Source organism: Neobacillus rhizophilus, assembly GCF_018343535.1.
Classification (GTDB): domain Bacteria; phylum Bacillota; class Bacilli; order Bacillales; family Cytobacillaceae; genus Neobacillus; species Neobacillus rhizophilus.
This window is the reverse complement of the sequence record NZ_JAGYPF010000004.1, coordinates 399,066-413,786: the sequence shown is the minus strand read 5'-3', so window position 1 is coordinate 413,786 and position 14,721 is coordinate 399,066. Positions and strand designations below refer to the sequence as shown.

The 14,721-nt window shown below is 35.3% G+C and carries 13 protein-coding genes; 5 read left to right on the top strand and 8 right to left on the bottom strand.

The window, feature by feature from the left end; genetic code table 11:
• Positions 1-186: 186 nt before the first annotated feature.
• The 3 genes from KHA99_RS20290 (at position 187) to KHA99_RS20280 (ending at position 4,261) form a co-directional block, all read left to right on the top strand.
• Entirely contained in the window at positions 187-1,287 is a 1,101-nt protein-coding gene (locus tag KHA99_RS20290; protein WP_213119300.1) for a CotS family spore coat protein, read from the top strand.
• Entirely contained in the window at positions 1,284-3,044 is a 1,761-nt protein-coding gene (locus KHA99_RS20285; protein WP_213119299.1) for a glycosyltransferase family 4 protein, read from the top strand. The genes KHA99_RS20290 and KHA99_RS20285 overlap by 4 nt, the downstream gene beginning before the upstream one ends.
• A gap of 206 nt (positions 3,045-3,250) precedes the next feature.
• On the top strand, positions 3,251-4,261 hold the full coding sequence (locus tag KHA99_RS20280) for an NAD-dependent epimerase (RefSeq protein WP_213119297.1): 1,011 nt from the start codon (positions 3,251-3,253) through the stop codon (positions 4,259-4,261).
• Positions 4,262-4,335: 74 nt separating this feature from the next.
• On the opposite strand, the gene KHA99_RS20275 is transcribed toward KHA99_RS20280, so the two are convergent.
• From KHA99_RS20275 to KHA99_RS20245, 7 genes are all read right to left on the bottom strand, one after another.
• Positions 4,336-4,986: a FusB/FusC family EF-G-binding protein gene (locus tag KHA99_RS20275; RefSeq protein WP_213119296.1), complete on the bottom strand. Its 651-nt coding sequence runs from the start codon at positions 4,984-4,986 to the stop codon at positions 4,336-4,338.
• Between the two features lie 143 nt (positions 4,987-5,129).
• On the bottom strand, positions 5,130-5,399 hold the full coding sequence (locus tag KHA99_RS20270; protein WP_213119295.1) for a CD3324 family protein: 270 nt from the start codon (positions 5,397-5,399) through the stop codon (positions 5,130-5,132).
• A gap of 219 nt (positions 5,400-5,618) precedes the next feature.
• Positions 5,619-6,074, bottom strand: coding sequence for a GNAT family N-acetyltransferase (locus KHA99_RS20265; protein ID WP_213119294.1), 456 nt, complete (start codon positions 6,072-6,074; stop codon positions 5,619-5,621).
• Positions 6,075-6,140: 66 nt separating this feature from the next.
• Positions 6,141-6,683, bottom strand: a complete 543-nt coding sequence (locus KHA99_RS20260) for a dihydrofolate reductase family protein (RefSeq protein WP_213119293.1) — start codon at positions 6,681-6,683, stop codon at positions 6,141-6,143.
• Positions 6,684-7,079: 396 nt separating this feature from the next.
• Positions 7,080-7,538 (bottom strand): DUF3995 domain-containing protein, encoded by a 459-nt coding sequence (locus KHA99_RS20255; protein WP_249366790.1) that lies wholly within the window; start codon positions 7,536-7,538, stop codon positions 7,080-7,082.
• 264 nt (positions 7,539-7,802) lie between these two features.
• A complete protein-coding gene (locus KHA99_RS20250) occupies positions 7,803-10,490 on the bottom strand; it encodes a metallophosphoesterase (protein WP_213119292.1) in 2,688 nt (895 codons plus the stop codon).
• A gap of 280 nt (positions 10,491-10,770) precedes the next feature.
• A complete protein-coding gene (locus KHA99_RS20245; protein ID WP_213119291.1) occupies positions 10,771-11,538 on the bottom strand; it encodes a TSUP family transporter in 768 nt (255 codons plus the stop codon).
• Between the two features lie 111 nt (positions 11,539-11,649).
• On the opposite strand from KHA99_RS20245, the gene KHA99_RS20240 reads away from it, so the two are divergent.
• Entirely contained in the window at positions 11,650-12,438 is a 789-nt protein-coding gene (locus KHA99_RS20240; protein ID WP_213119289.1) for a TrmB family transcriptional regulator, read from the top strand.
• Between the two features lie 178 nt (positions 12,439-12,616).
• The gene (locus KHA99_RS20235; RefSeq protein ID WP_213119288.1) at positions 12,617-13,309 is read left to right on the top strand and encodes a hypothetical protein; all 693 of its coding nucleotides are present in this window, start codon (positions 12,617-12,619) and stop codon (positions 13,307-13,309) included.
• A gap of 168 nt (positions 13,310-13,477) precedes the next feature.
• Here KHA99_RS20235 and norA read toward each other — a convergent pair whose 3' ends face one another.
• The gene (norA, locus tag KHA99_RS20230) at positions 13,478-14,671 is read right to left on the bottom strand and encodes a multidrug efflux MFS transporter NorA (protein WP_213119287.1); all 1,194 of its coding nucleotides are present in this window, start codon (positions 14,669-14,671) and stop codon (positions 13,478-13,480) included.
• Positions 14,672-14,721: the final 50 nt, after the last annotated feature.

Genomic DNA, 14,721 nt, shown 5'->3' with positions numbered 1-14,721 from the left:
TAATAAAATAATTTATTTTTTGAATGAAGTACACTCAAATCCGCTTTTAACTTGTACATTTTTGTACAAAAAGCATATTAATGATAAGTAACTGGAATTGGTCAAAACAAAGTTTGTTATTTTTCAAATAGCTTTTCGTTAATAATCTGTAAAAGTATAAGTTACTCCAAAAGGAGCGGTGCTACAGTGGAGAATCAAGTAATTGTACCATGGGAAGTGGACGAACTAACTCATGGAGAATTTTATGTTCCAGATTATATCAATGATATAGGATTGGAAGTACTGAAACAATACAATTTAAAAGTCAATAGCATGCAAGTGGTCACAACAAAGCCTGACAAGGGTGGAGCTATCTGGAAGCTGGAGACCAATTCAGGGCCAAAAAGCTTTAAGCTTCTCCATCGAAGACCAACAAGAAGTATGTTCAGTCTTGGTGCACAAAGATATTTGGTGGATGAAAAAAATGCAAGGGTACCAGCGATTATCACCACTAAATCCGGTGAGGATTACGTACAGGCTGGAGGAAAGTTGTGGTTTGTTGCGGAGTGGATTGAACCACTAACTCCTGTAACAAAGGATTTAGAAGGCGCAAAACAACTTTGCTATGCACTTGGTGAATTTCATCGATTAACTCAGGGGTATTTACCTCCTGCTGGGGCTGAAATTGCTTCGAGGTTGTATAAATGGCCAAAAAGCTATAAAAAAATCGTAACGAAAATGGATTGGTTCCGAACAACAGCCAAAGCATATAGTTCAATGCCTGCAAGTCAGGACCTATTAAATGTTGTGGATCTATTTGAAGAACAAGGAAAGAGAAGTGTGGAAGCACTTAATCAGTCACAATACCCAGAACTAACAAAACTTGGAAATACTAGTTGGGGGTTAGTACATCAGGATTACGGCTGGTCAAATGGGCAAATGGGACCGAACGGTATGTGGATTATTGACCTGGACGGAGTGGCATATGATCTTCCAATACGTGACTTAAGGAAATTGATTACAGGTACCATGGCAGATTTATATAGATGGGATGTAACGTGGATGCGTGAAATGATTCAAGCTTATCACGAAGCACATCCAATTAGTCCAGAACTATATGACATCTTAATGATTGATATGTCACTTCCTAATGAATTTTATAAAAATGTCAAAGAAGTACTATATGAACCAGAAATATTTTTAAATGAAACAACTTCTCAACTAATTAGAACCATTGTCGATACTGACCAATCTAAGTGGCCGGCATTAAAAGAAATTCAAAACGATTGGAGCAATAAGAAATCATGAATATTTTAATGATCGCTACTGAAAAACTTCCAGTACCTCCTGTCCTGGGAGGGGCCATTCAAACCTATATTTCTGGAAGTCTGCCATACCTAGCAAGGTCTTATAATATTACTGTTTTAGGTATAACGGACCCATCGCTTCCTAATGAAGAAATCAAAGATGGAATTAAATATGTCCGGGTACCAGGAAAATTATTAGCACTCTATCAGCAAGGAATCGTTCAATTTTTAGCCTCCAATTCTTTCGACATTATTCATATTTTTAATCGTCCTCGTCTGGTTATGCCGATTCGAAAAATGGCACCTCAATCCAAAATTATCCTTAGCATGCACAATGATATGTTTAATCTTGAAAAAATTGAACCAAATGAAGCAAATGCAGCAATAAATGAAGTCTCAATGATCGTTACAGTCAGTAACTATGTGGGGAATGTCATCCGAAACCTCTATCCCCAGGCATCATCAAAGCTCCGAACTATTTATTCAGGCGTTGATTCTGAGAGGTTTTTACCTGGTAATCATTCCAAAATAGAATCTATTCGAAATCGACTTCGCAAAGAACATGGCTTAGAAAATAAGAACGTTATCCTATTTGCCGGGAGACTTTCCGAAAACAAAGGAGTAGATCGTTTAATCCGGGCATTACCGCTGCTTACAAAAAAATTCAAAAACTTAGCTTTAGTTATAGTAGGAAGCAATTGGTTTAGTCAGAACAAAGTAACCGATTATGTAGCCTATGTTCGCTCTTTAGCGAAACAACAAGACGTTCCTGTTGTGACAACAGGCTTCGTATCACCAGCTGAAATTCAAAATTGGTTTGCGGCCGCCGATTTATTTGTTTGTACGTCCCTTTGGCAAGAACCACTTGCACGAGTTCATTACGAAGCCATGGCTGCCGGCCTTCCTATTGTGACAACGGCAAGAGGAGGAAACCCAGAGGTAATTAATTTAGGGGAAAATGGCTTTGTAGTCGAAAATCCAGAAGACCCGGCAAATTTTGCAGAAAAGATTTCTGAAATATTATCAAATAAATCATTAATGCAAAGTATGGGAAAAAGAGGAAGAGAACTCGCTATAAGTAATTATAACTTTTCTCGAGTAGCAGATGAAATTATGGAAGTTTGGAGGCTTACGCTGGAAACGCCTCTTTCTGCACCGCTGCCAGATGGATATGTAGCCCCAGAAGTTGAAAATCCCCCAAATTTAATTCCTCTAAATAGCGAATATGGAGAGGTACTTGGTAGTAAACAAACAAGCAATTTATCCTTATATGATTCAAATGATGAAAAAGAGAAAAAGAAGAAGAAAAAGCAGTACAAAGAAAAGGACAAAAAGGATAAAGTCAAAAAGAAAAAAGACAAAAAGGATAAAAACCAAAAAGATAAAGACAAAAAAGATAAAAACCAAAAAGATAAAGACAAAAAAGATAAAAACCAAAAAGATAAAGACAAAAAAGATAAAAACCAAAAAGATAAAGACAAAAAAGATAAAAACAAAGAGAATAACAACAAAAAAGATAAAAACAAAGAGAATAACAACAAAAAAGATAAAAACAAAGAGAATAACGACAAAAAAGATAAGAACAAAGAGAACAACGACAAAAAAGATAAAAACAAAGAGAATAACAACAAAAAAGATAAAAACAAAGAGAATAACGACAAAAAAGATAAGAACAAAGAGAACAACGACAAAAAAGATAAAAACAAAGAGAATAACGACAAAAAAGATAAAATCAAAAAATATGAGGGGTATATATAATTTAAGATGAGTGAAACCAAAGGGTAAAAAGGATTAAGAGTATATGATAAATCACACAAAAGGTAACCGACAAAAGAAGCATTAAAAAACCGACTAATCATTTAAATAATTCAATCGATGTAGTTAAACGTCTAAAAAAATCAAGGTGCATTACAAATGGCACCTTGATTTTTTGAAAGATCGTAAGAAAGGAGCAATAGAAAACAATGAATATTTTAGTGACAGGAGCGGCTGGATTTATTGGGTTTCATCTTTCTAAACGTTTGTTAGATGAAAATTATCATGTTATCGGTGTAGATAATCTTAATGAATATTACGATGTTCGGTTAAAGAATGATCGGTTAAATATACTGAAAAAAAACGCTAATTTCAAATTTTATAAAATAGATTTGGCAAATCAAGAATCGCTAATACAAATATTTAAAAGTAATACGATCAATATTGTAATCAATTTGGCAGCTCAAGCTGGAGTCCGTTATAGTCTTACCAATCCTCATTCTTACGTTCATTCAAACTTATTGGGGTTTACAAATATTTTAGAGGCTTGCAGGCACTATCAGGTAGAACATTTAATTTATGCATCTTCAAGTTCTGTTTATGGAGCAAATTCAAACATTCCATTCTCTACAAAAGACTCTGTCGATCACCCCGTAAGTCTATATGCTGCTACAAAAAAATCAAATGAGTTAATGGCTCATACGTATAGCCATTTATTTAATATTCCAACCACAGGCCTTCGTTTCTTTACAGTGTATGGGCCTTGGGGAAGACCCGATATGGCCTATTATTCTTTTACCAAAGATATTATAGATGGGAAAACTTTAAAAGTATTTAATAATGGTGATATGAGCAGAGACTTCACTTTTATTGATGATATCGTGAAAGGGATTATTAAATTACTAGATCATCCACCCAAATCCAATAATAATTGGGATAGAAATAACCCTGACCCGAGCTCAAGCTATGCACCCTATAGGATTTATAACATTGGCAACAATAATCCTGTAAAATTAATGGTATTTATTCAGATATTAGAAAAGCTAATTGGCAAAAAAGCAATTGTAGAATTATTACCTATGCAGCCAGGAGATGTTAAAGAGACCTATGCAGATATTACAAGTTTGCAAAATGATGTAGGCTTCTATCCTGCTACACCATTAGAATTAGGATTAGGCCAATTTGTAGATTGGTATAAAAAATATCATTTAAAGTCCTGAAAAATTCCCTCAAATTTTTAGAGGGAATTTTTCAAAACTTTAATTTATTGGAGCAGAGGCAAAATGGGCTGTATTCATATTCCTTGTGAGTCTTTTAGAAAAGTTGTTAAATATTCAACATCGGTTATATTTTTATTGCATTCTCTGCTATCGGCACAAATAAGATTTCCAATGGACTTGTAATAATCTGGGTTCTTTGATTTTTTCGCTTTTGTTACAGTAGAAAAATAGGCAACCTCACCAAAGCAATTGCAGAAGGAACAAAGATTTTTTTTACTAGTCGGTGCAAATTCGCATTCAATGCCGACCTTTTTCCCCTCCAGCTCATATACTATAAATTTCTTATTGGATCTTAGGTCGTTCCAGCTTAAATAGGTCAGTTGGCTGTGGTCTATATTTGATAAATCAGGCATCTTTAATTTTTTTTGTTTCGGAAACATTTTTTTCAATTGCTGTTCGGTGATTTTTGGAAAAGGCAGCAAATAGTCCGAAAGATGCTGGATATATTGCTCATACTCTTTATCTGTTTTCAGTCTCGAAAGATCCAACATTTCTTGTTGTTCCAAAGTGGCATTTGGAAATAGGTCGGAAATTTTGGCATTGCCTAAGTCAATCACAGCTGCCAAAACGTTTTGGGGTACGTTTTTTTTGGTACTGTCCCTAATTACAGCAATCTGTTTTTTTATATAATTTAATTGTTCATTTTTAATAAATTTTTCAGTCATCTCTTCTATCTCCATTCATTTTGCTAAAGCTCTTTACACTTATTTTAAAAAATATTTGAAACTTCAAAAATGGATAAAATGACTTAGAAATGTTTTTTACATAAAAACAGCACTGATGAAGGATTTTCACCAGTGCTGTTCCCCTACTTTTTATGTGAATAGACAATTTTCTTAATCGTTTCAGGTGAAAGATAATACTCGTCAGCCAGTTGCTGAATGCTGCTGCCACTAATAAAAGAATTTCTAATGTCGGTATTTCGGCGGTCCAGCAACCCTCTTCCTCCACTTGAAGTTCCCCATTTCCGGTACTCCGTTTCCTGTTTAGGAATATAAAGGGTTTCCCCTTGAATATACTTTTGGATTTCGACAATTAGCTTTTCTGGTAGAACTTTGCTTGCATTCATATACTTCAATATTGCTCGCCCCTTATTTGATTTTGAATAAAATAAGGTGCAAAGCCAAAATATTAGAAAAGCTTTTTCAGCGATAAAATTAAATGTTTCGCCCCATGCAAAGTATCGCCTTTCCAATAATTGGCTTTGCATGAGTGAAAGAAGTACCAGACAATCTAACGTGATTCTCCATCTGTACGCACCCCCTTTAAAATTTAATTATAGCGTAATTCAATGATTTCATCTCACCTTTTTTAATTCCCATTTTAACATATCATTCACAGTTCCAATTTTATTCATTTTCAACTTTTCTAACACTTTAATGGATGGAATATTATCATGTAGGCACTCAGCAACTACTTTATCTACATGATCATTTGTAAACGCCCAATTAATAATTTCATTTACAGCCTCAGTTGCATAACCTTTGTTTTGTGCTGAAGGTATGATTCCATATCCTACTTCAACCGTATTTTCTGAATTGGGTTTACCTTTAAATCCAATATCCCCAATAATCGTATTGTTTTCTTTATTGATAACTAGCCAAACACCCCAACCAAATTGAGTAGAATCCTCTTTAAGTTTTTCCAAAAACATCTTTATATGAGGGCCTATTTTGTAATCTTCTGGTGAAATCGTTGATAATAATTCATCTGTGCAAGGAACAATTTTTAGTCTTTCTGTCTGTAATTCCATCTTCATACTCCTCGTAAATTATAATAAGTAAGGGATCAATCAACACTTGATTTTTAACTTTTATTGCTAAGAATAAATAATATTATATGTTGGTTTTAGGACTCCGTTCGAATATTGTTTCATGCTAACTAATTCCAAATTAAAACGAGGTTGAACATTGCCAAATAGAGGTATCCCCGTGCCAATCATTACAGGGTTAACCTTTAAGACTAATTGGTCAATAAGTTTATGCTGTATTAATGAACCCGCCAGTTTACCTCCCCCACAGAGCCACAACTTTCCATCTTCCTTCATTTTGAGATCCTGAATAAAGCTTATCGCGTTATTTTTAATTAATTTCACTTCATCGTTTGATTCAAACTGCATGGTGCTTGAGAAAATATAATGCTTCAACTTATAAGGGCTAGGCTCACCCGGCTTAAGACCAAATTGAAAGCCGTACTCATACGTTTTTCCACCCATTAATACTGCATCATATTCCTGAATATCGGTTATGAAATCTGTAACATGATCACCCTCGTTTAAAAATATAGAATCGTCAGCTACTCCATTCAAATCTGCAATAAAATTATCAAGTGTAATTGCAATATGATAAATCAATTTTGCCATTCAAATATCCCTCCTTTAAAACGGATTTCCTCATTTTTTTCAATAAAACTCTTATAATTTCCTTTAAATTCTCGAGATTAAATTTAATTCTTCTTTCACTCCAGTGCGTGCAAAAGTGAATTTCACGGTTAACTAAATCAATGAAGTTTCATTTGCCACTTCGAAGCTATGTACTTCAAGAATAAGTGAAATATGGTTTTTCTGCTGTTCTCGGAATTTAATGGGGTAATTATGGCTGGAATATTATTTTTTTGTGGTCTTGTGCCACTAATTTATATTTATTACTTACGAACAAAACGACAAGATGAGAATTTCGATGAATAAAAAGAAATAGTTCATATGATTAAACTCGACAACAATAATCTTGCACCCTTTCGTATTGATGATTATATTTATTTAAATTCTTTTGACGGAAAAAAAATAAAAAACCCCACCAACCATCCAGTATGGTTCCCAAAAGATTAGTCTCCAAAAGGTAGCATATGGGCCCAGGTTAAATTCCAGAATATGAAATGCATTTAATAGAATTGTGATGAAATTTAGAAACCCGTACAAGAACAAAAATGCCCCTCCAATTTTTGCCGTGTAATAAAGCATTCTGTTCATGATTTGTTTTTTCCAACGAATAATCAGCATTAAAAGGAAGATGACACCGAATAATTTAATGAAACCAGTAAGCCAAACGATGGCCATAAATGAGGGCGAAGGGTTTAAGGACATCTCGTAAATGGAACCACCTAAAGATCTAACCCCCATTAAGCCACCCATTGCCCAATAAAAGCTCATTCCTGCAAAAATAAGTGTCCAAATTATGCCCAGAACGACACACCAAGAATTCCTTTTCATTAAAAACATTTGACCATCCACCTTCTCCCCTGTCAAAGATGCTATAAGTTTCTATATCTTCAATCTTTTCTAACGCTATTAAATTCATTAAAAAGCATTTTTATACCTACTATTAAAAACTATTCCTGAAGCGCTTCTTTATGCAAAAATTTGAGTTAACAATAAAGTCAACATTAATCTTTAATAAAACCATAAAATTAAAAAAGTGCATGAAGTCAGTACTCCATACACTTTTTTACTAGTTATTAAAGATAGTTTTCATTAAACACAATACTAATCTTTCGAAATTAGCTTTTCAATCGTTTCTCTAACTTCACTACCCGTTGCTTGTTCCTTTACAATCTTCATTATGGATTGGTGGATTTTGTTAACATCAGTTTTTGCTTGTCCATCCAGCTGATGTATTGTATTTGTTATAAGTAAATTTAACCATGTTTCTTTTAAACGCTCTGGCTTTCCGTTGTTCTTTTGACCAAGAATGGATTTCATTTCATCTACAATCTTGTCTTCTGCTTTTTGAAGATTTTCAGTTAAAATACCCCGTTGATTATTAGGGATTTCTTCGACTAATTTATTTGCAGTTTCAAGTGTAACAAGATCGTTATCAACTTCTGCTGCACTTTCGAGCCTAGAATCTAACAATGTATTAATTACTTGCTCTGCTTGTACGATTGTTTTGACGATTAATAGTCGTTCAAGTAATGTATTTTTGTCTGTACCGTCTGCTAATTGATCAACTGCTTGTTGCGCCTTTTCAATACTTTCTTCAGAAGGTGATTGTTCAGCTTGCCCCACTGCTTCTTTTGCTAGCTTTAGATTTAAGACTTCTTGTGCTTGATTTACTTTAGCGGAAACTATAGTTAAACGAACTTGTAACTCAAATTTATTTTCACCATCTTCTAGCTCTTCAATTAAAGCTCTCGCATGATTGACTGCGTTGACAACGGCATCAATCTTTTCTTGCTTATCCAATACGGCTCCTGCTAACTCCTGTGCTTTGACTACTGCTTCCATTGCAAGTTTATTAGATTCACTTTTTCCGTCAACAATCTCTATTTTCATAGAACCAATGATAAACGGTAAATTTTTAGCACCAACAATTCTAAAGTCTGCATTACCATTTTGACGATTGGTAAACTTTGCTTGTGGCATATCAATGGTTACAGTTTGCCATTTATTAATATCTTCTTCCTTAATGGTAACTTTTTGCGCAGGTTGATAGGCAGCTCCTGTTTCAGCTGATTCATATTGAAGTGTAAAAGTACCAGCGACAGGTGAACGATATTCAATTGTGGCACGACTATTATATGGTCCTCCATAAATATATCGATCGTCGACTGACAGATAAAGGTTATTTCCTTGATTAAACATATTTTTATCGACTTGTAATACCGTTCTGCCATCAATAATAATTTCGTGAGCTGGACCACTTTCGTACGGAATCCAAGTTAATCCATTTGGCTCACTGTCAAAATCCATAGAAACAAACTTTGCTGGCTCGTCAGGAACGATTTCAAGCTTCATTGATCCAATAAGCAGCGGCAGGTTATTAGCTGCTAAAAGACGCATATCTGCACCATTATTTTGGCGATTCGTAAATTTTATATCTGGTATTTCTAGTGTCGCAGTTTTCCATTGGTTTATTTCATCACTCGTAATATTAATAGATTGCGATTTTTGATAAGCTGATCCTGAGTCGGCCGACTCGTATTGAAGACTAAAAGAACCTGATTTTGGTGAACGATATTCAATGGTTACTTTCGCATGATAAGGTCCTCCCAGGATAGATTTGTCATCTACAAATAAGTAGGCGTGATTGCCGCCGCCCATAGGATTTTTTTCAAGCTGAAGGGCCTTTCTGCCATCTATCGTGACTTCACTAACTGGTCCATCTTGATAATTCTGATAGGATAAACCATCTGGAGCAGTTGTATCATCAAAATCCATTGACACACTGTATTTATTCGGAACCGGTTTTACACCTGGATTTGGGTTAGGATCGACCCATTCCATACGATCAGCAATATATGCCTTACCGGTTGCTTTATCCTTTTTCAATGTAAATTCGTACTGATCCTTACCAGAAAGTGTAAGATATTCTACTTTTAATTCCTCTTTCCTCACCGTAAGACGAACAGCACCTAAATTCTTATCATCACGAAACAAACTTCCATCTACCGGGGAAAATATAGGAGTGGTACCATTCCCGCCATTTCCTGAAATCACGATGTTATAGCCATCTTTCGTTTCAATATGTTCTGCATGATGATCATGTCCCGCTAATATCAAGTCGACACCTGGCGTCATAACCCATGAACGATCAAAATTATTTCCTGCTTTTCCAGATGAATAAACCGGTTGATGCTCCCCTACAATGACCCATTCTGCTTGACTATTGTCAACCGTGTTCTTATATGCATCATAAATTGGAGGCATTTGCTCGCCGGTTGATTTATTACAGTTTGCATCTGGGTTTACGAAATCAACCAAGCCGATGCCAAATCCAGCTACATATGAAACCGGGACCCCAAATTTATCAATACTTGGTTGAACACTTTCCATGGTACAGCCGTTTCCATAATCGTGGTTGCCCATGATAGGGAAAAATTTGCCTGCTTTGATATCTTCTATATATGCTTCTTGTGCTTTTTCTACTTCTTCTGGCAGTCCACGTTGATAAGTATTATCCCCAACAGTTAATATGTAATCTGGATTCCACGAATGAACCATATCGGCCACCTGTTGTTCACCTTCACAATTGCCAACTCCACAACCGCCATAATCACCGATAACTGCCAATATGAGTTCATCAGCAACTGGCTTTGTAGGATCTACTTTTTCGGTAATACGTTCCATCTCACCATTCGTTTCAGCAGCTAAACTACTAAAAGGGAAATTAACTGTGCCAGATAAAATTGTGGCTATTGTCAAAATCCCGAGATACTTTCTATATTTTTTCAAGACTACCTCTCCTAACATAGTTTTTAGAGCTAATTTCTAATCATAGTTTCGTAATAATGTTAACAGGCTTCAGTTAATTTAATATTAAGACAACATAAATTTATGGTAAATTTTGTACTATCTGTTCATATTTTGTTTTTTTGTCCTGAAAAAAGCATCAAATGTATTTGGAAATTAAGAAATGCTTTTAATTCCGATAAAAAGTATATCCCTTTTCCAAAAACTTATAGAAAGCAAAATAAAAAACTGTCCCCCTTTAAGGAAGACAGTATTTTTGAAGTTACTGAATATAATCATAAATATTTTTCGCCAGCAATAAGCAGGTAACGACAATAAACAACGCACGAACATAGCTGCTTCCTCTTTTGATCGCAAATTTTGAGCCGCAAATGGCACCAGCAAGCTGTGCCACTCCCATGATTAATCCATAAGTGTAATTTACTTGTCCTAGAAACATGAACATGAACAATGCGGCAATATTACTGCCAAAGTTTAAAAACTTTGCGTTCCCCGCTGCTTTTAAAAAATCAAATCCAACCAATAAAAAAGAAAAAATTAAAAATGAGCCTGTTCCTGGACCAAGAAATCCATCATAGAAACCAATTGCAAAAATGGCAATCGTAAAAATAATGAAATGCAGTACGGACAATTTTTTGGGGGTTGAAATGCTGCCCCAATCTTTCTTAAAAATCGTATAAATAGCAACTGCTGCGAGCATAACCAGCATCAATGGCTTGAGCAGTTCAGGGTTTATTAAATGAACCGTCCACGCACCAAGCATCGAACCGATAAAAGTGAGCGGAAATAATTTATAAACTGACTTTATATCAAGTTTACCTGACCGATAAAACATAAAAGTACTCGTTAAAGAACCTATAGTCGATGCTAGTTTATTGGTCGCTACTGCCCCTGCCGGATTCAGACCTGTAAATAATAATGCAGGTAGTGCAATCAGTCCACCGCCCCCTACAACCGAATCAATAAATGAAGCTAAAAATCCGAAAAGAATCAAAATCATTAATAACGTTGGGTCTAAGTCAAGATGCATTTCATTCAACCTTCCTTATAGTCACTACTAAAATAGTAACTAATCAATTGCTTATTGTAAATAGGTATTGTAAATTTGAAATATAGGAATGAAAATTGGAGGACGGAAAAAGTGGACGACATCGTGCAACGGCTTAAAAAATTAGGTTTTAACGAATACGAAGCTAAATCTTATTTATCTCTTGTAAAACAAGGCCCTGTTACAGCCTACCAAGTCAGTAAAGAGTCAGGTGTTCCAAGAGCACGAATTTATGAAGTGTTAAGTAATCTTGTTGAAAAAGGGATTGTCTTAAAGGAAGAAATTAATGATACCACTCGTTATTCCCCTTTGCCCGTTGAAATTTTTTTGCAGAAGGCTCAATCAGAGTGGCAATTGACTTATACAGAAATAAGTGATTCATTAAGAAGTTTAGAAACTTCTGCAGAAAAAATGGACAATCGAGTCGTTACATTAAAGGACTATAAAACAATCATAAGCTATTGTCAGTCATTAATTAAAAAAGCAAAAAGTCGTATTGTTATTTCGATGTGGGACGATATGTATGAGGTATTGAAAAAGGAACTTGCTGCGGCCGCGGCTGATCAAGTCAAGCTACATGGTATTACATTACATGTTGAAAATCCTATTAAAAATCTAGAAACCCATCGCATCACAACTTTTACTGAAACCTCTTCTACAGAGCGTTGGTTTATTTTATCCATAGATTCTAAAGAGATGATTTATGGGCCATCAATTGAAGCGCGTAGTGTTGCTTTTTATACAGATGACCCTGTCCATATTTACTTATTAGAGGATTATGTGTGGCATGATGTACTAGTAAACCGGCTTGTCCGACGCAGCCAAGACGATTTGGACAATTGGATTACCTCTGAGCGGAAAGCCTTCTTTATGGAAAAATAAAAATGTTACAAGGTTAAAAGGGTTGCCCCGTTCCTCGGGAAAATAGGCGATCAATCACTTATCATTAAGAAAATACTTCCAACACGACTGGCAATGAAATAAGCTGCAAATATTACTATAAATAAATCTTTTTCATAATGCGAATAATAATAAAAAATGTGTACAAAGAGGGTTTTTATTGAAGAAGCTTACGCTACTATCTCTTATTTGTATTATGTTTCTTACCGCATTGGAGAAACCGTCAAAAGTGGTACCCTTTTTACGACCAATCGTAAGTGGGCTCGCAGAACATACTAATGTTCCAGTTTTATTGCCCGCCTATTGGAAGGGACAAAAGGCAAAAAAACATACGTCTGTTATTGTGAATGCTTATGAAAATGGGTACATGATTTATTTTGTATCCACGGATAAACCTTATCGAGCAAATGATCCCGCAATATATCATCCACCTGAATCAAAGCGAGTCGGCGAACTATCCGGAAATGTTGGAACTATGATACCTAGCGACCGACTGAGTGGTTTAGTCTTTTACAAAAAGAAGGACGGCGCTAAATTATGGATACAGCCGTGGATTAGGTCGGTCATTTACGCAAAGCGTGGACCGTGGTCTATGCATTTTGATGGTGATAACGGAGATGAGCCGTATCAGCAGGCAGTTGACTTGTTCAAAGCTATGAAAAAAGTCAACTGGCTAAAAAACAAAGACATTCATGAAGGGTATATCAGCGTTATTGGCACGAGGCTTGATGCATATACTAACATTGCTTGGGATACAGGTGATGGATTTGTTTATAATTTTTTTTATAAAGGTCCCATTAAGAATGCGGTAAAAATCGTGGATAGCCTACAATATGTTGAATACAAACCATAATCAAAGCAACTCTGTTAACAGAGCTGCTTTTTTACTTTATTCCAAAAGAATGGCAATCATCAAAACGTTCAATTGAGGAAAAATATAATCTTTGACCTTTGTCTTTCATGATATATCTCACTTCTATATAGGCACAGCCGAATAGCTCAAATATTTGTCCACACCCCTTTAATTGGCTACACTAGCCTTCACTTTTCTTGAAGTATCATCCGCTTGCTTCTTCCAAAATAACGTAAGAACTATTCCCAGGGATAAGATCATAGTCGCAAAGTAGTATGGGTAGTTGATATCTATATCAAATAAGATCCCCCCAAGAATGGGTCCACTTATGTTCGCTAAACTTGTAAACATAGAGTTCATTCCGCCAACAAAACCTTGTTCGTTCCCAGCGATATTTGAAAGGTATGAAGTAACTGCCGGACGGAATAAATCGAATCCAACAAAAACTATAAATGTAACAAGTAAAATAGAGAAATATGAATGAACAACCGTCATTAAAAAGACAAGTATCGCTGATAAAATGAGGCTATATTGAATCAGTTTAATTTCACCCCAAATTCGTGTCAGCCTATCAAATAATATAACTTGGGAAACTGCACCAAGGATTGCACCACCCGTGATTACTATTGCAATATCGGATGGTTTAAATTGAAATTTGTGGTCCACAAATAGACTAAAGAACGATTCAAAAGCTGCTAATCCAAATGAGGCAATAAAAATTAACATAAACGCAAGGAAATATTTTGGGTCAATAATACGTTGGAACCCAACCTTACCATTTGTGACTTGTTTATTATTATCTTCATTACGATTTGGTTCAGATAATAAAAGGATAGAAAGTATAGCTGCAATAGTTCCCAGTGCTCCTGCAAAGAAAAATGGTATACGTGTTCCAAACTCCGCTAAAAATCCACCAATTCCTGGCCCAATAATAAATCCTGTACTAATGGCAGCTGACATATAACCTAATGCCTTCGGACGAGTATCCAAATTTGTAATATCAGCAATAAAAGCTGTAACAGCTGGCATAATAAACGCAGCACTAATTCCACCTAAAAGACGAGAAATAATTAGCATTTGAATATCTTTGCCGATTCCAAATAAAAATTCCGAAATGCCAAAAATAAATAAGCCAATTACAATCATCATTTTCCGACCCCAAATGTCTGCCGCTTTCCCTGCAAATGGCGAAACAATCAATTGAGCAATGGCAAACGCCGCTGTTAAATAACCAACTGTTGTTCCAGTAATGTCTAATTCATTCATCAATGTCGGTAAGACTGGTATGACAAGACCAATTCCCAAAAAGGCTATGAATAAATTCATTAATAATAATCCTAAGGTGACCTTATTATTTTTCATTTTTTACATTCTCCTTAACAAAACTACCTACTGCAAACCACTTCATTTTG